The sequence below is a fragment of the Olleya sp. NP1-10 genome, assembly GCF_055804415.1.
The window spans coordinates 2,063,130-2,089,470 of record NZ_CM147840.1 but is presented as its reverse complement, the minus strand read 5'-3'; the positions used below and the strand labels follow the sequence as shown (position 1 = coordinate 2,089,470).

Sequence of the window (26,341 nt, the reverse complement as noted above, 5' to 3'; positions counted from 1 at the left end):
ACTTATTAAAAGGGATTAATATTAAATTAACTTGGTGAACCCGATAGTAAATCCGAAATAATTTTTGTTCTAGGGAATTGCTCTAAAATAATTTTTAAAAATACTGTAATAGGAATAGCCATAATTAAACCTGGAATACCCCAAATAAAGCCCCAAAACATAAGCATTACTAGAACAGCGATAACATTAATTGAAAAGGATTTACCCATAAAAATTGGTTCTAAAATACTACCATACAATACTTGTGTACCTGTAATAGACAATATAAAAAACAATAATTTGCTTGAAGTTTCAAGCTCTACAAATGCGAAAATTGATAGTAATATAACCGTTATGAAAGAACCTACCATTTGTACAAAATTGATTAAAAAAGCAAATAAACCCCAAAATATTGGGAAGCTTACATCAAAAAAGTAACAAGCAACTCCTGTAAATACTCCTGTTAAAAAACTAACCAAAAATTTAACTTTAATAAATTTGATTAAGTCTTTTTCGATTTTCATAAATGTTTTTATGGAAGTATGCTTTTTTCTTAATATGGTACGGTTAATAAGTTGCTCCACATTTATGGACTCGGCTAACCAAAGGACAACAAAAAAAGTTGTCATTAGTAAAGCTGTTAAAAATTTACTTATAAAACTTAATGTTGGTGACAAGTTGTCTAACAATGCGTCTTTATTAACTAACCTTGTTAAAGATTTACTACCTTCTACCTTTTGAACACCAAAAAAGCCTTCTATATTATCTACCAATGTATTGATTTTATCTTCGGCTTTTACAAAAAATTGAGAATCTGAATTTAAAATCTCTCTACTTGATAACTTAACAAGCTCTACTCCTACTTTTACACCCAAAGCGATTACCAATAAAACGATTACGACGCTTACAGATTTTGGTAATTTACGTTTACGTAAAAAACGCATGAAAGGTAAAAATAGTAACGCAATAAACATTGAGAATACTAATGGTACGAATATAAAAGATAATACTTTTAGTAAATAGAATATAATTGGTATTACAATTATTAAAAGTAAATAATTAGTTGTTTTGATTTTATCCATCAAAGTAATAGTTAATTTGTATTAAAAAGGAACATCATTATCATCTGGTTCTGGTGCTCCGAAAGCATCACTTGCAGATGGGAAATTATCTGGTGCAAATGTGTTATCATTTGCTGCTTCATTCATTTTACTATGAAACTCTTGGCCAAAAGGTGTATCAAAATCATCTAGGTTATCAAACTTACCTAAATGACCAATAAACTTAAGTCTAATATTTTCTAAACCACCATTACGGTGTTTTGCTACAATAAACTCACCTTGACCTTCGGTTGGAGAATGTTCATCATCATCCCATTCGTCAATTTTATAATATTCGGGTCTGTAAATGAAACTTACAATATCTGCATCCTGCTCAATCGCTCCAGATTCACGTAAATCGGATAATAAAGGTCTTTTACTTCCACCACGCGTTTCTACAGCACGAGATAATTGCGATAATGCAATTACTGGTACACTTAATTCTTTTGCTAATGCTTTAAGGTTACGAGAAATTGTAGAAATTTCTTGCTCTCTGTTTCCTCCATTACCAGCAGCTGTCATAAGTTGAAGGTAATCAATCATAATCATTCTAATACCATGTTGAGAAGCCAGACGTCTAGCTTTTGCACGTAAATCGAAAATAGATAATGATGGTGTATCATCAATAAACAAAGGTGCTTTTTCTAAAGCTTTAACCTTTACATTTAACTGTTCCCATTCGTGTTTTTCTAGTTTACCTGTCCTTAATTTTTCTGAAGACAAACCAGTTTCACTAGATATTAAACGAGTTATTAATTGTACAGATGCCATCTCTAAGGAGAAAAAAGCAACTGGCATATTAGAATTTACGGCTACATTTCTAGCCATAGTTAAAGTAAAAGCTGTTTTACCCATACCTGGACGTGCTGCAATAATAATTAAATCACTGTCTTGCCATCCTGAAGTTAACTTATCTAACTTATTAAATCCAGAAGGTACACCACTCATACCTTCTTTTTTAGAAATCTCTTCAATTTTTTCTTCGCCTGAATTACAAGATCCTGAGCAGTTTCACTGGATTTTTTAATGTTACCTTGTGTAACTTCATACAATCTAGATTCTGCTTTATCAAGTAAATCAAAAACATCTTGAGTTTCATCATAAGCTTCTTCAATAATTTCAGAAGAAATTTTAATTAAACTTCTTTGAATAAATTTTTGAAGAATAATACGTGCATGAAACTCGATGTGGGCAGAAGAGGATACTTTTGGGTTAACGATATTAAGTAAAAATCTCCTCCAGCTTGATCTAAAGTTGCATTAGTTTTTAATTGTGTTGAAACTGTTAATAAGTCAATAGGTTGACTTTCTTGAAACAACATAAATATGGCTTCAAAAATAAGTTTATGCGCTTCTTTATAAAAGGCATCTGCACTTAAAATATCAATTACTTCATCTACCCCTTTTTTATCAATCATCATAGCACCAAGTACTACTTCTTCTAAATCCAAAGCTTGAGGCGGAATCTTACCTTTTTCAAGGTTTATAATGGTACTCCTGTCTACTTGGTAGCCTTTTATTTGATTAGGTTGCTTCATTTATTGATAAAAATTTTAAGAAAACACTTAATGGTTGTTTAATTATTTTTCAGTTTAAAATAGCCTTAAATAAGTCTAATTTAGGAATTAGCGAAAATAAAGAAATTGTAAAGAAATATTAGAATACAAAGTTACTCAATCTTAACAGGTCATCAACAATTATAATGTTAATAACTCATTTTTTTTGTTGATAAGCACAAAAAAAACCTGAAGCCTAAACTTCAGATTTTGTTAGCAAATGGTTTTATAAGGTCTAACCTTTAAAAACTCCCATTTCTGAATATTTTTCAATACGATTATTAACTAATTCTTCTGGTGATAAGTTTTTAAACTCATCAAAAGCAGTCAATATTGCTTTAGATACGGTTTTGAAAGTTGTAGGTCTATCTTTATGAGCACCTCCTAATGGTTCTTTTATGATAGCATCAACAATTTTCATTTTTTTCATATCGTTAGCTGTAAGTTTTAAAGCTTCTGCAGCTTGTTCTTTATACTCCCAACTTCTCCATAAAATTGAAGAACATGATTCTGGAGATATTACAGAATACCAAGTATTTTCTAACATCATGATTTTATCACCAACTCCTATACCTAATGCACCACCAGAAGCACCTTCACCTATTACAATAGTAATAATTGGCACTTTTAAACGAGTCATTTCTAAAATATTTCTAGCAATTGCTTCACCTTGTCCACGCTCTTCTGCTTCTAAACCAGGATATGCTCCAGGAGTATCTAAAAGTGTAACAACAGGTATACCAAATTTTTCGGCAGATTTCATTAATCTTAAAGCCTTACGGTATCCTTCAGGATTAGCCATACCAAAATTACGGTACTGTCTTGTTTTTGTATTATAGCCTTTTTGTTGACCAATAAACATAAAGCTTTGGTCTCCAATTTTACCAAGACCACCAATCATGGCTTTGTCGTCTTTAAAACTTCTGTCTCCATGTAGCTCTAAAAATGAGTTACCACAAATAGCATTAATATAGTCTAATGTATAAGGTCTATTTGGATGACGTGACATTTGTACACGTTGCCAAGGGGTAAGGTTTTTATAAATCTCTTTTTTAGTTGCTGTAAGCTTTTTTCGATTTGCTTACAAGTCTGTGTCACATCTACATCACTCTCTTCTCCAATAATTTGACACTTTTCTAGTTGATCTTCTAGTTCTTTTATAGGTAATTCAAATTCTAAATATTCCATAGGGAATGATAGTTTTGTTTATTTGTTAGCTAGCAAAATTACATATTTTTTGCTTTAAATTTTAAGATTTTAATTAAAATGACTTCTTTTTGACGTTATAACTTGATAATCAAAGGGTTTGATTGTTTTTTTTAGTCTTAATTTTTTTCCAATTTTTAAGTATTCCATTACATAAAACAACTCCTAATATTATAAATGCACCAATATAAAATGAGGGAGACATGGTTTCTGATTCTGGAAATAAAATAAGAGCCAACACAATTCCGTAAATAGGTTCTAAATTATAAGTGAGTACAACTGTGTATGGACTTATATACCTCATAACATAGACTGATGCAATAAAAGCATAGGCTGTACAAACTGATGCTAAAATAAATAACCACGAGGCATCTGATATAGAAATATTAAAATGATTAGCATTAAAACCATCGCCAAAAACAAATATATAAATTGAAATAAAAAATACACCACTTATAAATTCATAAAATGAAATTTTTGTAGCTGAATGTTCTTCAAGAAATTTCCCGTTTAATACTGCAAATAAAGATGAAAGAAAAGCTGAAATAACCCCTAAAATCATTCCGTCAATGTATTTAAATTCACTACGTACTATCAAATAAATTCCCACAATAACAATTAGACCAAAAACAATTTCATATTTAATTATCTTTCTTTTATATATAATTGGCTCTATAAATGAAGCAAAAAAAGCACCTGTAGAAAACATAGCTAATGCAATTGAAGCATTAGACACTTGAATAGAACCAAAAAAAGTAATCCAATGCAAAGCTATAATTATACCAGCAATGGATAATTTGACTAAAGCTTTTTTAGTAATGCCTATATTAATTTTGGCTATTTTAATATAAAAAAACATTAAAACAGTAGCCATTAGCATCCTATACCAAACTAAACTAACAGCATTGATAGTAATTAATTTACCTATAATAGCTGTAAATCCAGCAATAAATACTAAAAGATGTAAGTGTAAGTAGTTTTTTAATTTATCGTTTTGCATTACGCAACAATATTAGAGCTAAAATTCCGAAAATTATATTAGGAAACCAAACCGCTAATAAAGGTGAAAAATTTGATTGTGAGGCAAGTGTACCAAAAATTTTATCAAAAAACACAAAAATCATAGCTATACAGATACCAAAAGCTAGATTTACACCCATACCTCCTCTACGTTTTATAGACGATACTGAAACCGCTATTATCGTTAAAATAAAAACAGAAACTGGTAAACTCCATTTTTGGTACATAGCTAACTTATAACGTCCAATAAATTTAGAGCCTCTTTTTTCTTCACGCTCTATAAAATTAACTAACTCGTTGTACTTAAGTGTTTCTGCAATATAATCCTCTGGAGTTAAATCTTCTAAATCAAATGAAAATGTTGTATCCTTTCTTCTTTCAATTTCAAAAAGATCATTATTTTGACCAACCTTTCTTTTAAAATAATTTCGTAATCTAAAAACTGATTCTTCTTCTATATATCTGATGTTAGAAGCACTTATCTTATAAGTCATTTTCCCCTTTTCAAAATGCTCCAGAGTAAAATTAGTCCCCGTTTTATTTTTAGCATTAAAACTAGTCACATAGATAATATCATTATCATTAATCTGTTTTAATACATTGGTATTATTTGATGCCTTACGACCAGATAAATATTTATATTTAAAATCATTAAAACCTTTACTAGCATTAGGTGCTAAATATAATCCTAATACAATAGATAGGATGGCTACTAATGTTGCTCCAATTAGATAGGGTCTTAAAAAACGTGTAAATGATACTCCTGAACTTAAAAAAGCAACAATTTCTGTATTATTAGCTAATTTTGAAGTAAACCAAATGACTGATAAAAACAAAAACAACGGAAATAATAAATGTGCAAAATAAATTGTAAAATCTAGTAAATACTGTAAGACCTCTATTAGAGGCACATTGTTTTCTAAAATTTTCCCAATCTTTTCAGCTAAATGCACAGTAATTCCAATAGGAATGAATAGCAATAACATGACCGCAAAAGTCAATAAATAGCGTTTTAATATATACCAGTCTAAAATTTTCACCTACAGACGATTATTCATTTGTTTAACCATTTTATCTTTCCATACTTTAAAATCTCCAGCTATAATATGTTTTCTTGCTTCTCTTGTTAACCAAAGATAAAAACCTAAATTGTGTATTGTAGCAATTTGTTTTGCTAATAATTCATTAACATTAAATAAATGTCTTAAGTAAGCCTTGCTATATTCTGTGTCTACAAAAGTTATACCCATTTCATCAATTGGAGAAAAATCATCTCTCCATTTCAAGTTTTTGATATTTATAGAGCCATAGGCTGTAAAAAGCATACCATTTCTTGCATTTCGGGTTGGCATAACACAATCAAACATATCTACACCTAATGCAATATTTTCTAAGATATTTATTGGAGTTCCTACACCCATTAAATAACGAGGTTTATCCCAAGGTAGTATATCTGTTACGACTTCTGTCATAGCATACATTTCTTCTGCAGGTTCACCCACAGATAGACCTCCAATGGCATTACCTTCTGCTCCAACACCAGCAATATACTCAGCTGATTGTTTACGTAAATCCTTGTAAGTACTACCCTGTACTATTGGAAAAAATGACTGAGAATAATCATATTTTAATGGTGTTTTATCTAAATGTGTTAAGCAACGCTCCAACCAACGATGTGTCATGTGCATAGATCGTCTTGCGTAATTATAATCACATGGATAAGGTGTACACTCATCAAAAGCCATAATGATATCTGCTCCAATACTACGTTGGATTTCCATAACATTCTCTGGCGTAAAGGTGTGATAACTTCCGTCTATATGAGATTTAAACTTAACACCTTCTTCTTTAATTTTATTATTTCCTGATAAAGAGTACACTTGATAACCACCAGAATCAGTAAGAATATTACGATCCCAATTCATAAATTTGTGTAATCCACCAGCCTTTTCTAAAATGTCAATCTGAGGTTTTAAATATAAATGGTAAGTATTACCTAATATGATATCAGGGTTTATATCATTTTTAAGTTCTCTTTGGTGCACACCTTTTACAGATCCAACAGTTCCAACAGGCATAAAAATAGGTGTCTCTATCTCGCCATGATCTGTTGTCATTACTCCTGCTCTTGCATTACTTTGTGTGTCTTTTGCTTTTAAATCGAAAGTCATTGTATCTGTTAAATCTTCAGCTAGCAAATATAAATAAGAAAAACTCAAAGGGTATTAAATAGTTGCTAAATTTAAAAATATTGTTAATAGTTAACTCAAATAGATTCAATTGTTAAGAAATCAGTACATTTCGTTAATAACTGTAATACCTCTACTTTTGTAAGGGAATATTAAAAAACTAATTTTGACAAAAATAATTAACCCATAAGTCATGGCAAGCATACAACAATTAGAAGATTTAACAACACAAGTACGTAGAGACATTATACGTATGGTGCACAAAGTAAATTCTGGACATCCAGGAGGCTCATTAGGTTGTGCCGAATTTTTTGTAGCATTATACAAAGATATAATGGACAGAAAAGAAGGATTTGAAATGGATGGAATCAATGAAGACCTTTTTTTCCTATCCAATGGTCACATCTCTCCTGTCTATTATAGTGTTTTAGCAAGATCTGAATATTTTCCGATAGAAGAGTTAAATACTTTTAGATTAATAAACAGTAGACTACAAGGTCACCCAACAACTCATGAAGATTTACCTGGTATAAGAATTGCTTCAGGATCTTTAGGTCAAGGACTAAGTGTTGCTTTAGGTGCTGCACAAGCAAAAAAATTAAATGGTGATAATCATTTAGTGTATAGCTTACATGGTGATGGTGAAATGCAAGAAGGTCAAAACTGGGAAGCTATAATGTATGCTTCTGGTAAAAAAGTAGATAATATTATTGCTACTATAGATCTTAATGGTCAACAAATTGATGGATCTACAGATACCGTTTTACCAATGGGAAGCTTTAAAGCAAAATTTGAAGCATTTGGTTGGACTGTAGTAGAAATTGAAAAAGGTAACAATATAGAAGCTATATTAAAAGGTATGGCAGAAGCAAAAAGCTTAACAGGAAAAGGTAAGCCAGTTTGTGTATTACTAAAAACTATAATGGGTAACGGTATTGACTTTATGATGCATACTCACGCATGGCATGGTAAAGCTCCAAATGACGAGCAACTTGCTATTGGATTAGAACAAAACCCTGAAACTTTAGGAGACTATTAATACACTTGAATTTAGACAAAATGAAAACATATACAAACACAGGAAGTAAAGATACAAGATCAGGTTTTGGTGATGGGTTAACAGAATTAGGGAGAACAAATCCTAATGTTGTTGCACTTTGCGCAGATTTAATTGGATCTTTAAAAATGAACCAATTTATAGAAGAAAATCCAGAACGCTTTTTCCAAATAGGTATTGCTGAAGCTAACATGATGGGTATTGCAGCAGGATTAACAATTGGAGGAAAAATACCTTTTACTGGTACTTTTGCTAACTTTTCAACAGGTCGTGTTTATGACCAAATAAGACAAAGTATTGCTTATTCTGATAAAAACGTAAAAATCTGTGCTTCTCACGCAGGTTTAACTTTAGGTGAAGATGGTGCTACACACCAAATACTTGAAGACATTGGTTTAATGAAGATGTTACCAGGTATGACTGTAATTAATCCATGTGATTATAATCAAACTAAAGCTGCTACAATTGCTATTGCTGAACATAAAGGTCCTGTATACTTACGTTTTGGACGTCCAAAAGTTGCTAATTTCACACCAGACGATCAAACTTTTGAAATTGGTAAAGCTTTACATTTACAAGATGGTAGCGATGTTACTATTGTAGCAACTGGTCATTTAGTATGGGAAGCTTTAGAAGCTGTTAAGGTTTTAAATGAAAAAGGTATATCTGCCGAAGTAATCAATATACATACTATTAAACCTTTAGATGCTAATGCTATCATTGAATCTGTTAAAAAGACTAAATGTATTGTTACTGCTGAAGAACATAATAAATTAGGTGGTTTAGGAGAAAGTATTGCTAGAGTCTTATCTCAGCACCAACCAACACCTCAAGAGTTTATTGCTACAAATGATACTTTTGGAGAATCAGGTACTCCAGCACAATTGATGGAAAAATATGGTTTAAATGCAGATGCAATTGTTACTGCTTGTGAAAAAGTTATAAAACGAAAGTAACAAAACTATAATCAACATATATAAAGCGTTTAAAACATTTTTGTTTTAAACGCTTTTTTTATTCACATAACACACTGTTAAACAACAATTAAAACAATTTGGCATAATTTTCGTTATAATATGTGTTCATCAAAAAACAACAATTATGAAAATTTTAAAAGAATTTCACGAATACTTTACCCTAAATAGAATGAATGTGAGTAAAAAATTAATTTTAACATCAATTGCAACGCTATTATTTTCAACATTTATTTTAGCTCAAACAGAAAGTGGTATTGGTATAAAAGGAGGCCTAAACTATAATGGAAATGGTAATTACTTCGAGTCAATAAATAATAATTATCAAACTCCAAATCGAAACATAGGCTATCATGTAGGTGTGTTTGGTAAAATAGGTACAAAATTATATTTTAGACCAGAATTAGTTTATACTGCAACAAAAAGTGACTATGATGCTGGAGCATTTGAATTTAAAAAACTAGATGCACCTTTATTAGTTGGTTTTAAAGTATTAGGACCAATAAGTGTCTTTGCTGGTCCTTCTTTACAATATATAATAGATAGTGACTTTGAAAATGCAACGATAAATACTATTGAAGATGATTTTTCGGTAGGATTAAACTTTGGTATTGGTTTTAGTTTAGATAAAATTGGAATAGATTTAAGGTATGAAAGAGGTTTTAATGATAATGAAGCTACTTTAATAGACAATAACACATCTACAATAAACCCTAACAGATTAGATACTAGACCAGAACAATTAATATTAAGTTTATCTATAATGTTATAATAGAATAAAAAAAGAGCCACTTTAAAAGTGGCTCTTTTTTTATTTCTTTAAATAATTTGAATCTTAAATAGATTCGTTTGAATCTTAAATAGATTCGTTTGAATCTGAATCTAAATAGTTTGGTATTCCGTCACCATCTGTATCATCATTAGTTGGATCTCCATCTCCATCCAAATCTTCATTAATAGTGTTAACTCCATCTTCATCATCGTCGACATCTAGCAAATTAGCTATTCCATCTCCATCTGTATCATCATTAGTACCGTCTCCGTCACCATCTAAATCTTCAAGATAAGAAGGTACACCATCAAAATCATGATCTAATTCAATTCTAGTTAATAATCCAAACTTAAAGATTAAAGGGTAATAACTTGGGATACTAGTTGTTCCTGAAGAAAAATAAGCTATACCAGAAGGTATAAACGCTGCTCCCATACCAAAATTATGATTAGTAGTAGTACCATCACCATTTTCACTGTAACCATCACGTGTTTTAAACTCTAATAAAACGTCTCTAAAACCAGTAATTATTCCAAAAGAAGAAGATACAGTTGATAAATTAAAAACAATACCTTCATTGCTACTTGTGTCAAAAACTTCTCCATCTAACAAAGAGCCTTCATAAGTAACACCTACAGCATCTAAAGGATGTAAAGCTTCCCCTAAACCTTCTCTAAGACTTAAGTAGTATAAAGTATAAACTACTGGATCTGTATCAACTTCACTTTCAACTTGCTTGCTTAATAATTCAGGTCTATCAATTAAAGCGTCTGCATCCAAATTATTGTTAGCTGCACTTATGGTATCGATAATAATTTCAAATGTATCATTAGCTAACGAATATGGGTTTGCAAAATCAAAATCGTCATAGTTGTAAGTATGTGTACTTAAAAACTCTTCTATCTCTAAAATATTTTCATCATAAACTTCCTGTCTATCTCTTTCAACAAAATCCACAGTATCATCATCATCAGAATTACATGAAAAAGCAAGAGTTAATATAGATAAAAGTGCAAAAGTAAATTTTCTTAATCTCATTTATTGTTATTTTTGAAGTGCAAGATACATTTTAATATAATTTTGCACAATAACGTTAACGTCAATTTTAGATAAATAATATGCGTATAGATAAATATTTATGGTGTGTCAGATATTATAAAACAAGAAACATTGCTACTACTGCCTGTAAAAAAGGGCATATTAAAATAAATGATGCTGTTGTTAAGCCAAGTAGAGACGTTTATCCTACAGATATAATAGAACTTAGAAAAGACCAAGTAAATTATAAATTAACTGTTTTGGACATACCTCCTAATCGTGTAGGAGCCAAACTTGTAGATCTTTATCGTGTTGATAAAACACCTAAATCAGCTTTTGAAGCACAAGAAATGCTTAAATTAGCTAAAGATTACTACAGAAAAAAAGGTGTTGGACGACCAACAAAAAAAGATAGAAGAGATTTAGATAACTTAAATTTAGAAAACGAACAGTAATAATGGAAGGCCAAAACATAATTTTAGACTCAAAGGAAATCAATAATAAATTAAGACGTATTGCATACCAGATATATGAAGCTAATACGACTGAAACTGAAATTATCTTAGCAGGTATTGATGTAAATGGATACATATTAGCTAAAAAACTTAAAACTATACTTTCTAAAATTTCTGATATTAAACCTATACTTTGTAAAATATCCATTCATAAGAAAAACCCAAGATTACCTATAAAAACTTCGATTAAAGCAGAAGATTACACTAATAAATCCGTAGTTTTAATTGATGATGTTTTAAATTCTGGAACTACACTTATATACAGCGTAAAACATTTTCTAGAAGTTCCTTTAAAACAATTTAAAACAGCTGTTTTAGTTAACCGAAATCATAAAAAATTTCCAGTAAAAGCTGATTACAAAGGAATATCCCTTTCTACATCCTTAAAAGAACATGTTAATGTTGAACTTGAAGGAAAAGAATGGAAAGCGTACCTAACCTAAACTTTTTTTAAGATTTTCTAAAGTTTCCTGAATAGACCTTGTAGTATTGACTACTATATTTGCTTGGCTGTAAAAAAACGACCTTTCAAAAATATGTTTTGCTATAAAGTCTTTTAAGTGTACTTTTGTATTTAAATGCGCTATTAATGGTCTAGTCTTGTCTTCAAACAACCTGTCTGTTAAAATATCTAAGCTTGTTTTTAAATAAATAGTCTTTACGTTATCTAGTTTGTTTAACCAAATCATGGTATCGTAAAAACAAGGTGTTCCTCCTCCTAAAGAGATAATAGTTTTGTTACATTTTGATGTCAAATCTTTTAAATAAGACTGCTCTAATTTTCTAAAATGTAGCTCTCCTCTTGTTTTAAAAATTTCTGAAACAGTTAAATTTTCATTTTTTTCAATGAATTTGTCTAAATCAACAAACTCATAATTCATCATTTTTGCCATTTCTACTCCAATTGTAGACTTTCCTGAGGCCATATATCCAACTAAAATTAAATTCATTTTTGAGCTTATAAATTGATTATTAAATCGATAGAAAATTATATAACAAAAAAACGAAAAAAAATCATATTTACGCTTGTTGTTCTAATAAAAGGTAATATATTTGCACCCTCATTTAAACAAATGACCAGTTAGCTCAGTTGGTAGAGCATCTCCCTTTTAAGGAGAGGGTCCTGGGTTCGAGCCCCAGACTGGTCACTAATAAGTTAAGTCATATTAACTTTGTAAATGACATAAACACTTAAACTAACAATACAATAGTTTAAGACCAGTTAGCTCAGTTGGTAGAGCATCTCCCTTTTAAGGAGAGGGTCCTGGGTTCGAGCCCCAGACTGGTCACAAAAAAGCTAAGCATTTTGCTTAGCTTTTTTTTGCTTTAAACTTAACCAGATTTAAAGACATTAATTATTTCCACACCAATTTTTTTGTTAATTATTTCAAAATCTTTTAAAATATGAGTTACAAATCCATTTTGTTTAACTATTTTTGAAAAATAATGAACAATATAAAATCTAAATTTAGCATTAAAGACCTAGAAAACCTTTCTGGGATTAAAGCCCATACTATTAGGATTTGGGAAAAACGCTATAATCTATTTCAACCAAACAGAACAGATACCAATATTAGATATTACAGCTTAGCAAGTTTACAAAAGATATTAAATATTAGCTACCTAAATAAAAACGGTTACAAAATATCTAAAATTGCAAAATTAGACATAGAGGAAATACCTAAATTAGTCAAAGAAATTGCTGATAAAAACGATAAAAACAATCATTCTATTAATGCTTTAAAACTTGCTATGATTAATTTTGATCAAGGTTTGTTTTACAGAACTTACAGTGATTTAATTATTAAGCATTCGTTCGAAACTATTTTTAATCAAGTTTTTGTACCATTATTAGATGAAATTGGACTATTATGGCAAACGGATACCATTACTCCCGCTCATGAACATTTTATAGTAGAGCTTATTAAACAAAAAATAATACTAAACACTGAAAAAGCAATTAACGCCACAAACTTATCAAATCAAACGGAAGCTTACGTATTGTTTTTACCGGATAACGAAGTACACGAATTAGGATTACTTTTTGCTAATTATTCAATAATTAATAAAGGTGCTCATGCAATTTATTTAGGGCAAAGTGTACCAATAGATAGCTTGCAGTTTTTAAATACACAATATGATAAAATCATATTTATTTCATGCTTTACAGTAAAACCTGAAAAAGATAATTTAAATGATTATCTAGAAGAGTTTCATGAAAAAATATTACATAAAACTGATAATACTCTTGTAATTTCTGGAAGAATGTCTTCATTAATCAACAATGATGATTTTAATCAAATCAAAGCATATAAATCCACAAAAGAGGTCATTGAAAACCTTTAACTTATAAATTAATATTTAATGAGTAAAAATATTGCAATAATTGGTTCTGGGTTTTCAGCATTATCTGCTTCCTGCTATTTAGCTAAACAAGGACACAAAGTCACTGTGTTTGAAAAAAACAATACCATTGGTGGACGTTGTAGACAATTTAAAAAAGATGGTTTCACTTTTGATATAGGTCCAAGTTGGTATTGGATGCCTGACATATTTGATAAATTTTTTGCTGATTTTGGTAAAAAAACTTCAGACTATTATCAATTAGACAAATTATCTCCTGCTTACAAAATCTTTTTTAAAGATGAAACCATTACAATTGGAGATACACTTGATAAAATCTGTTCTGAATTTGAACGTATTGAACCAGGTAGTTCTATTCCGCTTAAAAAATTCATTAAAAAAGCTGGAGATAATTATAACATAGCAATTAATAAAGTTGTTTTGAAGCCAGGAGTTTCACCTTTAGAACTTATTACACCAGAAACAGCAATACGTGTAGATCAGTTTTTTAAAACCATAAGTAGTGAAGTTAGAAAAAACTTTAAAAACCCTAAATTAATCTCGACACTTGAGTTTCCGGTTTTATTTTTAGGAGCTAAACCTAACAAAACACCTTCTTTTTATAGTTTCATGAATTTTGCTGACTTTGGTCTTGGTACTTGGCATCCTAAAGGCGGAATGTATAAAATAGTAACAGCCATGTCTAGTTTAGCAAAAAGCCTTGGTGTAATCATTCAAACGGACAGTAATGTTAGTAAAATAGACGTTTTAAATAAATCAGTTTCTACAATAACTGTTAACAATAACAAATTAAGCTTTGATGTTGTTTTAAGTGGTGCAGATTACCATCATACAGAGACACTTTTAGAAGAGAAACACAAACAATACTCTGAAAAATACTGGAGTAAAAAGACCTTTGCACCTTCCTCACTACTATTTTACATTGGTTTTGATAAAAAACTAAACAATGTACAACATCATAATTTATTTTTTGATACTAATTTTGAATCACATGCAGAAGACATTTATGACGATCCAAAATGGCCAGAAGATCCTTTATTTTATGCTAACTTTCCATCTGTAACAGACAAAAGCATGGCTCCAGAGGGTTGTGAAACAGGCTTTTTTAATTCCGATTGCTCCAGGAATAGAAGATACTCAAGAAATAAGAGCTAAATATTTAAATATAATTTTAAACAGGTTTGAAAAATTAACAAATCAAAATATCAAAAATAATATTATCTTTAAAGAGTCCTTTTGTGTAAACGATTTTATTAAAGACTATAATTCATATAAAGGAAATGCTTATGGGATGGCTAATACACTACTCCAAACCGCATTTTTAAGACCCAAATTAAAAAGTAAAAAATTAGATAATTTATACTTTACAGGTCAACTAACTGTACCTGGACCAGGTGTTCCTCCAGCATTAATATCTGGAAAATTAGTAGCTCAATTAATAAACAAATACCATAATAAGTAACATGAAAGCATTATTCGATACTGTATCTTACAATTGTAGTAAAGTGGTAACCAACTCTTACAGCACTTCATTTTCATTAGCTACAAAAATGTTATCTAATAGTATTAGACAAGATATTTACAACATTTACGGTTTTGTAAGATTTGCAGATGAAATTGTAGACACCTTTCATGACTATAACAAAAAAGAGCTTTTTAAACGTTTTGAAGACGACTTAGAATTTGCATTGCGTGATAAAATAAGCTTAAACCCAATTTTAAATGCTTTTCAATATACTTACCACAAATGCAACATAGATAAACATATGGTAGATTCGTTTATGAAAAGTATGCGGCTAGACTTATCTAAAACTAAATATACAACAGATCAAGAATACAAAGACTATATCTATGGATCTGCAGATGTTGTAGGCTTAATGTGCCTTAAAGTATTTGTTAAAGGTGACAATCAAAAATACGAAACATTAAAAAGTACAGCAATGTCATTAGGTTCAGCGTTTCAAAAAGTAAACTTTTTAAGAGACCTAAAAGCAGATCACGAGCTTTTAGATCGTACCTATTTTCCTAATACGGATTTAACAAATCTTACAGAAGACGACAAACTATTTATAATTAAAGACATCGAACACGATTTTGAAGAAGGCTTAAAAGGTATTAAACAATTACCAATAGAAGCTAAATTTGGAGTGTTTATGGCTTATAGATATTACAACCAATTATTAAAAAAACTAAAAAAAACACCAGCTTTAGAAATTAAAAACACACGAATAAGAGTACCTAACTACAAAAAAGCCGAGTTACTAACACGTAGTTATGTAAAATATCAACTTAATTTATTATAAAAATAATGCAAACCCTTTATTGGATATTAGTCTTTTTAGCAACATTCTCTGCAATGGAATTTATGGCATGGTTTACACACAAATACATCATGCATGGTTTTTTATGGAGTTTACACAAAGACCATCACCACAAAGATCACGACAGTTGGTTTGAGCGTAACGATGCCTTTTTTATATTTTATGCCATAGTAAGTATGACCTGCTTTTACCTTTGGAGTTATGAAGGTGTATGGTATTGTCTACCCATTGGATTAGGAATTATGGCTTATGGTGCTGCTTATTTTTTAGTACATGATATCTTTATACATCAACGTTTTAAATTATTTCGTAAAGCAAATAATAGATATGCAAAAGGTGTGAGACGTGCACATAAAATGCATCATAAACACTTAGGTAAATCTGATGGAGAATGCTTCGGAATGTTATTTGTACCTTTAAAATATTTTAAAAAATAATATTTTTATATGCCAAAAAACCATTATGATTACATAATTGTTGGTAATGGATTAGCTGGTTTACAATTAGCATTAGCATTAAGTAAAGATTCATATTTCAATAAAAAATCTATTGCCTTAATAGATCCTTCTCCTAAAAATGTAAACGATAAAACTTGGAGTTTCTGGGAAGAAAAATCTGGTAAATGGGACAATATTGTAAATAAAAAATGGACCAAGGCTAACATTTATACTAGCAAAAAAAATCCATTTAGATTTAAACCCTTACACATATAAAAGCATTCGTGGTATTGATTTTTATAATTTAGCTAAAGCTGAAATACAGCAGAACAAGAATTTTACTTTTTAATTGAAACCGTTACAGATGTTTCTGAAACAAAAACACCAATAATCACTACCAAAACTAATAGCTACACAGCCAATCATGTTTTTGACAGTAGACTAACTAAAGATTACAATTTAAACGACAAGTCCTATACTTACATCATTCAACATTTTAAAGGTTGGGTTATAAATACTGAAAATAACGTATTTGATGACACTACTTTAACTATGATGGATTACCGTTTAAAAGATGGTAACCAAACCACATTTATGTATGTGCTTCCAACTGCTAAAAACCAAGCTTTAGTAGAATTCACATATTTTACTGAAAATTTAGTAGAAGAAAAAACTTATGACAAATTCATAAAACAATATATAAGTCAATATTTAGATATTGAAAATTATAATGTAATCGAAACCGAAACTGGACGAATACCAATGACCACCTTTCCGTTTGATAGTTACAACACTAAATCTGTAACCAAGATTGGTACTGCTGGAGGTTGGGTAAAGCCATCAACAGGGTATTCGTTTAAACACACTGAACATAAGGTTAGCTTAATTATTTCTAATTTAAAAAACAACAAAATACCTTCATCAGGATTATATAAAAGCAAATATAAATTTTACGATAAAATATTTCTTAAAGTTTTAAAAGATGAAAACTATAAAGGCGAATGGATTTTTCAGCAATACTACAGTAAAAATAATCCAGAAACTATGTTTAAATTTTTAGATGAAACTTCTACTTTTAAAGACGATTTAAAAATTATGTGGTCCTTATTTAGTTTTAGCTTTATAAAAGCCTTTTTTAAAACTTTATAATTCTAATAAGTCATTAATAGTTTTAGTGACCGTTTCACTATACCAATTAGCAGCTCCATTTTTGTCTATTATAACTTCACCTTTTTGATTAATTAAAAAAGTTCTGGGGATACTATTTATTTCAAAAGTATTAATTGTAGATTTTTCTAAAGGTGTATAAGCTTTAAATGTGTAGTTATTTTTTGTCATGAATGCATTGATAATCTCAGTCTTTTCATTTGAAATGAAAACAAACTCTATTTTATCCTTATAGGTTTCATACAACTGCTGCATGCTTGGTAATTCTGCTATACAAGGAGGACACCAAGTTGCCCAAAAGCTAACTAATACGATTTTGTTTTCCGCTTGACGGAAATTATAAGGCTGACCAGTACTATTTTGTAATTGCCAATTGTAGTTAGTTATTATTTTTCTTTTGTTTGGTTTTTCAATACTTGGCGAAAATAGAGCTAAACCTTTATGTACTTGAACTTGTATAAATTGTCTTGTTGTAGGTATTATCATTAGTACTATTAAAGCGACAAATAATATATTTTTAAATGAAAATTTAGGTTTAGTCATAAGAATAAAAAGCCTCTTTTTTAATAATAAAAAGAGGCTTAAATATAAAAAATATTTTTTCTTTAGTTTCTGTTTACTGTTATAGAATTAGAAAGTGAGAAACACCCTTCTAAATTATTAGCATTTTCTCCCATTGCAGCTCCTTCAAGTCCATCTTCATAGCGTAAATACCAAATCAAACAAACACCAACACCTGCTCCGTCAAAATCAACACCTTCCAAATCTGCAATAGTTGGAGGTAATCCTAAAATATTACCATTAGCATCTGTAATTACCCAAGTAGAATTTGTACCAGTAGCAGTTCCATCTAAAGTAATACCACTAACCATATCAGGCATGCCATCAACAGTAAAATCAAATGGTCCACCAGTAATTGTACCTGCAATTGTTTGATTTCTGTATACTGTAATTGGGTTTGACAAATCAAAAGTACCTACTAAGTCGTCTGTATTTTGATCAACCTCTGCTCCAACAAGACCATCTTCATAAGATAAATGCCAAATTAAGCAAACACCAGCTCCAGCTCCATTAAAATCTACACCTTGTACTGCTTCTAAAGTAGGAGGTAATCCTAAAATATTACCAGCATCATCAGTAATTACATATGTACTATTAGTTCCTATATTCCCTGATAATGATAATCCTGAAACCATATCACTTGTATCGTCAATACAAAAAGAAAAATCTTCACCGTCTATAATACCTCCATCGACTTGTGCATTTCTAAATACTGAGATAGAGTTTGACAAATCAAAACTACCTGCTAAATTATTTGCATTCATGTTAACTTCAGCACCTTCTAGACCGTCTTCATAACGTAAATACCAAATTAAGCAAGTTCCTACACCTGCTCCATCAAAATCTACACCTTCTAAATCTTCTATGGTTCCTGGCAAACCTAAAATAGTTCCTGCTTCATCTGTAATCACAAAAGTTCTGTTTGTACCGACTGCTGTTGGATCTGTTTCAATACCTGTTACCATATCAGCAATACCATCTCCTGCAATAAAAGTAAATGGTCCACCAGTAATTGTTTTGGCATCTGGTGTTGTAACAGCTGTAGTTACTGCTGCATCGTCGTCATTGTTACATGATAACGTTAATAATCCTAAAGCCATTACAGCTAAATACATTTTTCTAATCATAATTTTTGGTTTTAATTAATTGAACAATTTTTTTTACTAAAAAGTCGACACTTAATTTAAAACCTTACATAAATATCAAAAAAACTCCTGAAAGATTCAGGAGCTTTAATAATAAACACTTTTTACTAAGTATTATGCATTGTTTTCTTTCTTAATTAAATTAAGAGCACTTCCCTCGTTATACCAAGCGATTTGCGCTTCATTGTATGTATGATTTACGATGATATTGTCCTTATTTCCGTCTGCATGAACCACTTCAATAGTTAATGGTTTATTAGGTGCAAATTCATTTAAATCTAAGAAATTGAATGTATCATCTTCTTGAATTAAGTCATAATCTGCTTCGTTAGCAAAAGTTAAACCTAACATTCCTTGTTTTTTAAGATTGGTTTCGTGGATACGAGCAAAAGATTTAACAATTACAGCTACAACACCAAGATGTCTTGGCTCCATTGCTGCATGCTCACGAGAAGATCCTTCTCCATAGTTATGGTCTCCAACAACTATAGTTTTAACTCCAGCTGCTTTATATGCTCTAGCTGTATCTGGCACACCTGCAAACTCACCAGTTAATTGATTTTTTACAAAGTTGGTTTTCTTACCGAAGGCATTTACCGCACCAATTAAGCAATTATTAGAAATATTATCTAAATGTCCTCTAAAACGCAACCAAGGTCCAGCCATACTAATATGATCTGTAGTACATTTACCAAAAGCCTTAATTAATAATTTAGCGCCAGAAATATCATTACCAATTGGAGTGAAAGGAGTTAATAATTGAAGTCTTTCTGAGTCTGAAGCCACTTTTACAACAACTCCACTTCCATCTGGATCAGGAGCTAAATACCCATTATCCTTAACTTCAAAACCTTTAGGTGGTAACTCCCATCCTGTTGGCTCATCAAACATAACTTCTTGACCTTCTTCATTAATTAACTTATCCGTTAAAGGATTAAAGTCCAAACGTCCAGAAATTGCAATAGCTGCTGTAATCTCTGGCGAAGCTACAAAAGCATGTGTATTTGGGTTACCATCTGCACGCTTTGCAAAATTTCTATTAAAAGAGTGTACAATACTATTTTTAGGTGCATTTTTTGGATCGCTATATCTTGCCCATTGTCCAATACATGGTCCACAAGCATTTGTAAATATTTTAGCATCTAATTTTTCGAAAATCCCTAAAATACCATCTCTGTCTGCTGTATATCTAACTTGTTCAGATCCAGGATTAATCCCTAAATCAGCTTTCATTTTTAAACCTTTATCAATTGCTTGTTGCGCTATTGATGATGCACGCGATAAATCTTCGTAAGATGAGTTAGTACAGGAACCAATAAGTCCCCATTCTACTTGTAATGGCCACTTATTAGTAGTTGCCATCTCAGTCATTTTATCACCAACTGGAGTTGATAAATCTGGAGTAAAAGGTCCGTTTAATAATGGCCCTAACTCTGATAAATTGATATCTATAACTTGATCAAAATACTGTTCTGGATTAGCATATACTTCATCATCTGCAGTTAAATACTCTTTCACTTGATTTGCAGCATCTGCAACATCTGCTCTGTCTGTGGCACGTAAATAACGTTCCATAGACTCATCGTAACCAAAAGTTGATGTCGTTGCACCAATTTCTGCTCCCATGTTACAAATAGTACCTTTACCTGTACATGACATAGCTTTGGCACCTTCACCAAAATATTCAACAATCGCGCCTGTACCTCCTTTAGCTGATACAATTCCTGCTACTTTTAATATGACATCTTTAGGAGCTGTCCATCCAGATAATTTACCTGTTAATCTAACACCAATTAATTTGGGGAATTTTAATTCCCAAGCCATTCCAGCCATTACATCTACAGCATCTGCACCTCCAACTCCGATGGCAACCATACCTAATCCACCAGCATTAACTGTATGAGAATCTGTACCAATCATCATTCCTCCTGGAAATGCGTAATTTTCTAATACTACTTGGTGAATAATACCTGCTCCTGGTTTCCAGAATCCAATTCCGTATTTATTAGATACTGATTCTAGAAAATCAAAAACTTCACTACTTACACTATTTGCGTGTTTTAAATCTTTTGTAGCTCCTTCTTTGGCTTGAATTAAGTGATCGCAATGTACAGTAGTTGGTACTGCAACATTATCTTTTCCTGCTTGCATAAATTGCAATAATGCCATTTGTGCGGTTGCATCTTGACATGCAATACGGTCAGGTGCAAAATCTACATAATCTTTACCTCTTGTAAAGGCTTTGTCCGTTTTACCATCCCAAAGGTGAGAATATAAAATTTTCTCAGAAAGCGTTAAAGGTTTTCCAACAACATCACGTGCTTTGTCTACACGTTCTGCTATTTGGCTATACACCTTTTTTATCATATCAATATCAAATGCCATAAGTTCTTTTTTTTGTTTATTTAGTTGTGATTATTAGTATCCTAATATACAAATTATAGTATGATTATGAAAGTGTTTTAACGTGTTTTGACTATTACCAAAATGCTAACTGTTTGTTTTGCATCGCGTTAGGGATTGCAGTGGAAATCCTTTTTTAACACTTATGATGCTTAATAAAACTTGAAGTAGATAAATATTGATACTACTTATTGCTATAAACCTTATTAAAAAAAGATTGGGAACGAAAAGCCCGACCCTTGTGGTAACGCCCAAATTATAAAAATTAATCGAAGCTATTAAACACAAAAAAAGCCCGAGTTCAACACTCGGACTTTTTAAAATATTATAAAGATATCTTGTTGATTATCTAACTAATTGCTTTGTTGAAGGTTTGAATTTGGTTAAAACAATACCATCTACTGCTGCTTCATATTCTGCCATAGTTGGAGTTCTTCCTAAAATTGTAGATAATACCACAACTGGTGTTGATGATAATAATGACTCTCCTTTTTTCTCGCCAGTATCTTTTACAACTCTTCCTTGGAATAAACGTGTAGATGTTGCCATAACAGTATCTCCTGGTTCTGCTTTTTCTTGATTCCCCATACAAAGGTTACATCCTGGACGCTCTAAATACAACATGTTTTCATATTTAGTACGTGCTAATCCTTTTGGAGCACTATCGTCAAACTCGAATCCTGAGTATTTTACTAATACATCCCAATCACCTTCTTCTTTTAGTTCGTCTACAATATTATATGTTGGAGGTGCAACTACTAAAGGTGCTTTAAATTCTACTTTACCATTTTGCGCTTCAACATTTTTAAGCATTTGCGCTAAAATTTTCATGTCACCTTTGTGAACCATACAAGATCCTACGAAACCTAAATCTACTTTTTTAGTTCCTCCGTAATATGATAATGGTCTAATGTTATCGTGTGTATAACGTTTTGAAACATCTTCGTTATTTACATCTGGATCTGCAATCATTGGTTCAGCAATTTCATCTAAATCAATAATAACTTCTGCATGATATTTAGCATCTGCATCTGGTCTTAACGATGGCTTAATACCAGTTTTAAGCTCTGTAATTCTCGTTTCTGCTTTCTCCACAAGTCCTTTTAGTACTTGTTTCTCATTATCCATACCTTTATCAATCATGATTTGGATACGTCCTTTTGCAATTTCTAATGACTCGATTAAAGTATCGTCTTCTGAAATACAGATAGATGCTTTAGCTTTCATCTCGGCAGTCCAATCTGTAAATGTAAAAGCTTCATCTGCAGTTAAGGTACCAATATGCACTTCGATTACACGACCTTGGAATACGTTTTCACCTCCAAATTGCTTTAACATTTGTTGTTGTGTTGCGTGTACTACATCACGGAAATCCATGTAAGATTTCATTTGTCCTTTAAAGGTAACTTTAACTGACTCTGGAATTGGCATTGACGCCTCACCTGTTGCTAATGCTAAGGCTACTGTACCAGAATCTGCTCCAAAAGCAACACCTTTAGACATACGTGTGTGCGAATCTCCACCAATAATGATGTCCCAATCTCCAACAGTAATATCGTTAAGTACTTTATGAATAACATCTGTCATAGGGAAATATTTCCCTTTTGGATCACGACCAGTAATTAAACCGAAGTCGTTCATGAAACTCATTAACCTTGGAATATTAGCTTTAGATTTATCATCCCAAACTGAAGCTGTATGACAACCAGATTGGTAAGCACCATCTACAATTGGAGAGATCACTGTAGCAGCCATCATCTCTAATTCTTGAGAAGTCATTAAACCTGTAGTATCTTGAGAACCAACAATGTTTACTTCTGCACGAACGTAAGATCCTGCGTGTAATGTTGCTCCTGATGTACCTACTGCATTTTTATTGAAAATTTTCTCTACTGCTGTTAAACCTTGACCTTCTATAGACACTTCTTTTGAAGCAGCATATACTTGAGGTACTTCGATACCTAATACTTTAGCAGCAAATGTTTGTAATTTTTTACCGAAAACAACAGCATAAGATCCACCAGCTTTCATAAACTCCATTTTTTGTGGAGTAAATGCTGCAGAAACATCTTTTAATTCTGTTTTTCCGTTATATAATTTTTTCTCTTTTGTATTAATTGTAAGTACTGTTCCTGTTGCAACCGAATACTCTTCTTTTAAGATAGGTTCACCATCTTCATCTACAATAGTATTACCGTCTGCATCTTTTTGTTTCACCCAGTTTTTAAGGTCTAAACCTATACCTCCAGTTACTCCAACTGTAGTTAAGAAGATTGGAGCAATACCATTAGTACCAGCAATTACTGGAGCGATATTAATAAACGGTACATAAGGACTTGAAGAAATACCTGTCCATAATGCTACGTTGTTAACACCAGACATTCTTGAAGATCCAACTCCCATGGTTCCTTTTTCTGCAATTAGCATCACGCGCTTATCAGGATGTTGTTCCTTTAAAGCTAATAATTCGTTTTGCATGTCTTTGTTATGCTCAAACATACATTGACCATGTAATTCTCTGTCTGAACGTGAGTGTGCATCACCACCTGGAGATAATAAATCTGTAGATATATCACCAACACCTGCGATGTATGTTACTACTTCAATTTCTTCGTCTATTTCTGGAAGTTTGGTGAAAAATTCTGCTTGCGCATAACTTTCAATAATACCTTTAGCGATAGCGCTTCCGTTATTGTAAGCCTCTTCTAAACGATCTGTATCTGCCTCGTATAAAAACACTTGCGTTTTTAACACTTTTGCAGCCTGATTTGCTATTGCTTCATCAGTACCTAAAGCTAAATCTAATAATGCTTTAACAGAAGGTCCACCTTTCATGTGTGATAATTGCTCAAAAGCAAATTCGGTTGAAATTTCTGGAACACTAGATTCACCTAAAATAATCTCTTTTAAAAACTTAGCTTTAACAACTGCAGCACTTGTGGTACCAGGTAAAACGTTATAAATAAAGAAATTTAGAGACTGCTCTCTATATTCGTTATTTGTGTCTTTAATTTGCTCAATAATTGCGCTTAATAAATCTGCACCATCGATTGGCTTAGGATGAAGACCTAGTACTTTTCTGTCTTCGATCTCTTTTAGGTAATCTTTATAAATGTTCATATAGTTTAAAATAGAATTCTTTTAAATTTATTACTGAAAAAAATGTTGTAAGTATACACTTAAATCAAACTTAAACCTTACGTAAACTAGAAAATTACATACAATTCAAGTCTAGCAAAATTACGAAAATTTTAAGGTATTTTGAAAGCTAATTATAAAATTGAAGTATTGACAAATTTGATGAAATAATATCCTAAATTTTAATAATTCCATATTTTTGATACCTCAAAAAAATCATTATCTAAATTTATTAACTAAAAATTACGTTTATTTTAAAAACTTGTTATTTATAGAGTCTCTAAATTTTATCAGTGGATATTCAAAAAAAGTAAATAATAGATAAGAAAAAGCAAATGTTAAGATCCAATACAACACTAAAATTGAAAATTTAGCAATTAAACTGACTTGATCGATATTTACAAATTGTCTTATAGTTAGCAAAACAATTGAATAATTGATTAAATAAATTGAATAAGACCACAAGCTAATTTTATTTATTAGAGGTGTTAACATTATATGCTTTTTCCAATTTGAAAACACAGGAAACGTCAACAAAATACTTATGGATACTAAGGGTAAATAATAAATATTAAAAAAGGAGGAGAAAGCATCTGGGTTTAATTGATTTAGAAAAATATTTAAGTGAACAATTATAAATAAACTTAACCCAAAACCAAAACTTAGCCACTTAAGTTGCTTCCATAATTTTGAATAGTAATAAGCAAAAAAAGCTCCTAAAAAACCATAATAAATACTATCAATTCTATAAATGACTACTTTACGTAATATTTTACTCCATGAAAGATGTTCTGGAATAGTAGTTAAATGGACATCAAAAATATATCTGTGTACTGTAATACACATAATTACTAAACAAGTCATTATTAAAAAACTCCATTTATTAATTTTTTTAAAAAATAAGCTCAAGGCTAATAATATTACAGGACCAATAATATATGCAAACTCTTCTATTGTTAAGCTCCAAGATTCGGTAAAAAAATCAGGTTGCTGTGAGCTGAAATTTTGAAGAAAGAAAAAGAACTTATAAAGCTGTTTAGGTATTTCGCTATTAAAAATATACAATAAACCAATATTGATAATTAAAACCAAATAATAGTTTGGTAGTGTTCTAAGCCAGCGATGTATCCAAAAACTAATAAATTGCTTAAGACTAGTTTGTTGGTTTTGTATGTGTCTTATTAATATAGTACCAATTAAAAATCCACTAAGTACAAAAAATATATCTACACCTATTGTTCCAAAAAACTGAATGGTTTTAACAATTGTTGAAGGTGATTCTGGAAATAATAAAATAGTAGAATGCGAGCAAAGTATAAGTAAAATAGCGATTGCTCTAACTACATCTAAACCAAATACTCGTTGCTTGTAAGTTGTTATTGGTTTCAAAAATTAGATTT

At 30.9% G+C, this 26,341-nt stretch carries 19 protein-coding genes, 2 tRNA genes and 4 pseudogenes; 12 read left to right on the top strand and 13 right to left on the bottom strand.

Annotated features, from left to right (window positions below):
• Nucleotides 1-26: 26 nt before the first annotated feature.
• From AC0L4B_RS09645 to tgt, 6 genes and pseudogenes are all read right to left on the bottom strand, one after another.
• Entirely contained in the window at nt 27-1,061 is a 1,035-nt protein-coding gene (locus AC0L4B_RS09645; protein WP_473436733.1) for an AI-2E family transporter, read from the bottom strand.
• A gap of 21 nt (nt 1,062-1,082) precedes the next feature.
• Nucleotides 1,083-2,616, bottom strand: a pseudogene (gene dnaB, locus AC0L4B_RS09640) (replicative DNA helicase).
• 253 nt (nt 2,617-2,869) lie between these two features.
• Nucleotides 2,870-3,822 (bottom strand): annotated as a pseudogene (locus AC0L4B_RS09635) (acetyl-CoA carboxylase carboxyltransferase subunit alpha).
• A gap of 109 nt (nt 3,823-3,931) precedes the next feature.
• The gene (locus AC0L4B_RS09630; RefSeq protein WP_473436732.1) at nt 3,932-4,840 is read right to left on the bottom strand and encodes a DMT family transporter; all 909 of its coding nucleotides are present in this window, start codon (nt 4,838-4,840) and stop codon (nt 3,932-3,934) included.
• The gene (locus AC0L4B_RS09625; RefSeq protein ID WP_473436731.1) at nt 4,827-5,900 is read right to left on the bottom strand and encodes an LptF/LptG family permease; all 1,074 of its coding nucleotides are present in this window, start codon (nt 5,898-5,900) and stop codon (nt 4,827-4,829) included. The genes AC0L4B_RS09630 and AC0L4B_RS09625 overlap by 14 nt, the downstream gene beginning before the upstream one ends.
• On the bottom strand, nt 5,901-7,031 hold the full coding sequence (gene tgt, locus AC0L4B_RS09620; RefSeq protein WP_028289884.1) for a tRNA guanosine(34) transglycosylase Tgt: 1,131 nt from the start codon (nt 7,029-7,031) through the stop codon (nt 5,901-5,903).
• Nucleotides 7,032-7,242: 211 nt separating this feature from the next.
• Between tgt and AC0L4B_RS09615 the strand changes: the two genes are divergently transcribed.
• From AC0L4B_RS09615 to AC0L4B_RS09605, 3 genes are all read left to right on the top strand, one after another.
• On the top strand, nt 7,243-8,088 hold the full coding sequence (locus tag AC0L4B_RS09615; RefSeq protein ID WP_473436730.1) for a transketolase: 846 nt from the start codon (nt 7,243-7,245) through the stop codon (nt 8,086-8,088).
• A 20-nt stretch (nt 8,089-8,108) separates the two neighbouring features.
• Entirely contained in the window at nt 8,109-9,062 is a 954-nt protein-coding gene (locus AC0L4B_RS09610) for a transketolase family protein (RefSeq protein ID WP_473436729.1), read from the top strand.
• 190 nt (nt 9,063-9,252) lie between these two features.
• Nucleotides 9,253-9,852 (top strand): outer membrane beta-barrel protein, encoded by a 600-nt coding sequence (locus AC0L4B_RS09605; RefSeq protein ID WP_473439425.1) that lies wholly within the window; start codon nt 9,253-9,255, stop codon nt 9,850-9,852.
• An 84-nt stretch (nt 9,853-9,936) separates the two neighbouring features.
• On the opposite strand, the gene AC0L4B_RS09600 is transcribed toward AC0L4B_RS09605, so the two are convergent.
• Nucleotides 9,937-10,890 carry an FKBP-type peptidyl-prolyl cis-trans isomerase gene (locus AC0L4B_RS09600; protein ID WP_473436728.1) on the bottom strand — a complete coding sequence of 318 codons (954 nt, stop codon included), beginning with the start codon at nt 10,888-10,890 and terminating at the stop codon, nt 9,937-9,939.
• A gap of 80 nt (nt 10,891-10,970) precedes the next feature.
• Between AC0L4B_RS09600 and AC0L4B_RS09595 the strand changes: the two genes are divergently transcribed.
• Together AC0L4B_RS09595 and AC0L4B_RS09590 are read left to right on the top strand one after the other, a co-directional pair.
• A complete protein-coding gene (locus AC0L4B_RS09595; RefSeq protein ID WP_473436727.1) occupies nt 10,971-11,345 on the top strand; it encodes an RNA-binding S4 domain-containing protein in 375 nt (124 codons plus the stop codon).
• A gap of 2 nt (nt 11,346-11,347) precedes the next feature.
• Nucleotides 11,348-11,848: a phosphoribosyltransferase family protein gene (locus tag AC0L4B_RS09590; RefSeq protein WP_473436726.1), complete on the top strand. Its 501-nt coding sequence runs from the start codon at nt 11,348-11,350 to the stop codon at nt 11,846-11,848.
• Here the strand turns inward: AC0L4B_RS09590 and AC0L4B_RS09585 are convergent.
• Nucleotides 11,840-12,355, bottom strand: a complete 516-nt coding sequence (locus AC0L4B_RS09585; RefSeq protein WP_473436725.1) for a shikimate kinase — start codon at nt 12,353-12,355, stop codon at nt 11,840-11,842. The two genes, AC0L4B_RS09590 and AC0L4B_RS09585, sit on opposite strands and share 9 nt — an antisense overlap.
• Nucleotides 12,356-12,480: 125 nt before the next feature.
• Here AC0L4B_RS09585 and AC0L4B_RS09580 point away from each other — a divergent pair.
• From AC0L4B_RS09580 to AC0L4B_RS09550, 7 genes and pseudogenes are all read left to right on the top strand, one after another.
• Nucleotides 12,481-12,553 (top strand) — tRNA-Lys (locus tag AC0L4B_RS09580).
• Nucleotides 12,554-12,621: 68 nt separating this feature from the next.
• Nucleotides 12,622-12,694: transfer RNA gene (locus AC0L4B_RS09575), tRNA-Lys, on the top strand.
• A gap of 157 nt (nt 12,695-12,851) precedes the next feature.
• Nucleotides 12,852-13,751 (top strand): MerR family transcriptional regulator, encoded by a 900-nt coding sequence (locus AC0L4B_RS09570; RefSeq protein ID WP_473436724.1) that lies wholly within the window; start codon nt 12,852-12,854, stop codon nt 13,749-13,751.
• An 18-nt stretch (nt 13,752-13,769) separates the two neighbouring features.
• Nucleotides 13,770-15,231, top strand: a pseudogene (locus tag AC0L4B_RS09565) (phytoene desaturase family protein).
• A gap of 1 nt (nt 15,232) precedes the next feature.
• Nucleotides 15,233-16,072: a phytoene/squalene synthase family protein gene (locus AC0L4B_RS09560; protein WP_473436723.1), complete on the top strand. Its 840-nt coding sequence runs from the start codon at nt 15,233-15,235 to the stop codon at nt 16,070-16,072.
• 5 nt (nt 16,073-16,077) lie between these two features.
• Nucleotides 16,078-16,527, top strand: coding sequence for a sterol desaturase family protein (locus AC0L4B_RS09555; protein WP_473436722.1), 450 nt, complete (start codon nt 16,078-16,080; stop codon nt 16,525-16,527).
• Nucleotides 16,528-16,536: 9 nt separating this feature from the next.
• Nucleotides 16,537-17,676 (top strand): annotated as a pseudogene (locus AC0L4B_RS09550) (lycopene cyclase family protein).
• Here AC0L4B_RS09550 and AC0L4B_RS09545 read toward each other — a convergent pair.
• From AC0L4B_RS09545 to AC0L4B_RS09525, 5 genes are all read right to left on the bottom strand, one after another.
• The gene (locus AC0L4B_RS09545) at nt 17,671-18,237 is read right to left on the bottom strand and encodes a redoxin domain-containing protein (RefSeq protein WP_473436721.1); all 567 of its coding nucleotides are present in this window, start codon (nt 18,235-18,237) and stop codon (nt 17,671-17,673) included. The pseudogene AC0L4B_RS09550 and the gene AC0L4B_RS09545 sit on opposite strands and share 6 nt — an antisense overlap.
• A 62-nt stretch (nt 18,238-18,299) precedes the next feature.
• Complete coding sequence (locus AC0L4B_RS09540) at nt 18,300-19,382, bottom strand: hypothetical protein (protein ID WP_473436720.1); 1,083 nt, start codon at nt 19,380-19,382, stop codon at nt 18,300-18,302.
• 132 nt (nt 19,383-19,514) lie between these two features.
• On the bottom strand, nt 19,515-21,785 hold the full coding sequence (locus tag AC0L4B_RS09535; protein ID WP_473436719.1) for an aconitate hydratase: 2,271 nt from the start codon (nt 21,783-21,785) through the stop codon (nt 19,515-19,517).
• A gap of 363 nt (nt 21,786-22,148) precedes the next feature.
• Nucleotides 22,149-24,923, bottom strand: a complete 2,775-nt coding sequence (locus AC0L4B_RS09530; RefSeq protein ID WP_473436718.1) for a bifunctional aconitate hydratase 2/2-methylisocitrate dehydratase — start codon at nt 24,921-24,923, stop codon at nt 22,149-22,151.
• Between the two features lie 267 nt (nt 24,924-25,190).
• A complete protein-coding gene (locus tag AC0L4B_RS09525; RefSeq protein WP_473436717.1) occupies nt 25,191-26,330 on the bottom strand; it encodes an acyltransferase family protein in 1,140 nt (379 codons plus the stop codon).
• Nucleotides 26,331-26,341: the final 11 nt, after the last annotated feature.

Coding starts and splice junctions, on each gene's coding strand:
- AC0L4B_RS09645 (WP_473436733.1), bottom strand. CDS start 1,061: ATGGATAAAATCAAAACAACTAATTATTTACTTTTAATAATTGTAATA.
- AC0L4B_RS09630 (WP_473436732.1), bottom strand. CDS start 4,840: ATGCAAAACGATAAATTAAAAAACTACTTACACTTACATCTTTTAGTA.
- tgt (WP_028289884.1), bottom strand. CDS start 7,031: ATGACTTTCGATTTAAAAGCAAAAGACACACAAAGTAATGCAAGAGCA.
- AC0L4B_RS09615 (WP_473436730.1), top strand. CDS start 7,243: ATGGCAAGCATACAACAATTAGAAGATTTAACAACACAAGTACGTAGA.
- AC0L4B_RS09610 (WP_473436729.1), top strand. CDS start 8,109: ATGAAAACATATACAAACACAGGAAGTAAAGATACAAGATCAGGTTTT.
- AC0L4B_RS09605 (WP_473439425.1), top strand. CDS start 9,253: ATGAATGTGAGTAAAAAATTAATTTTAACATCAATTGCAACGCTATTA.
- AC0L4B_RS09600 (WP_473436728.1), bottom strand. CDS start 10,890: ATGAGATTAAGAAAATTTACTTTTGCACTTTTATCTATATTAACTCTT.
- AC0L4B_RS09595 (WP_473436727.1), top strand. CDS start 10,971: ATGCGTATAGATAAATATTTATGGTGTGTCAGATATTATAAAACAAGA.
- AC0L4B_RS09590 (WP_473436726.1), top strand. CDS start 11,348: ATGGAAGGCCAAAACATAATTTTAGACTCAAAGGAAATCAATAATAAA.
- AC0L4B_RS09585 (WP_473436725.1), bottom strand. CDS start 12,355: ATGAATTTAATTTTAGTTGGATATATGGCCTCAGGAAAGTCTACAATT.
- AC0L4B_RS09570 (WP_473436724.1), top strand. CDS start 12,852: ATGAACAATATAAAATCTAAATTTAGCATTAAAGACCTAGAAAACCTT.
- AC0L4B_RS09560 (WP_473436723.1), top strand. CDS start 15,233: ATGAAAGCATTATTCGATACTGTATCTTACAATTGTAGTAAAGTGGTA.
- AC0L4B_RS09555 (WP_473436722.1), top strand. CDS start 16,078: ATGCAAACCCTTTATTGGATATTAGTCTTTTTAGCAACATTCTCTGCA.
- AC0L4B_RS09545 (WP_473436721.1), bottom strand. CDS start 18,237: ATGACTAAACCTAAATTTTCATTTAAAAATATATTATTTGTCGCTTTA.
- AC0L4B_RS09540 (WP_473436720.1), bottom strand. CDS start 19,382: ATGATTAGAAAAATGTATTTAGCTGTAATGGCTTTAGGATTATTAACG.
- AC0L4B_RS09535 (WP_473436719.1), bottom strand. CDS start 21,785: ATGGCATTTGATATTGATATGATAAAAAAGGTGTATAGCCAAATAGCA.
- AC0L4B_RS09530 (WP_473436718.1), bottom strand. CDS start 24,923: ATGAACATTTATAAAGATTACCTAAAAGAGATCGAAGACAGAAAAGTA.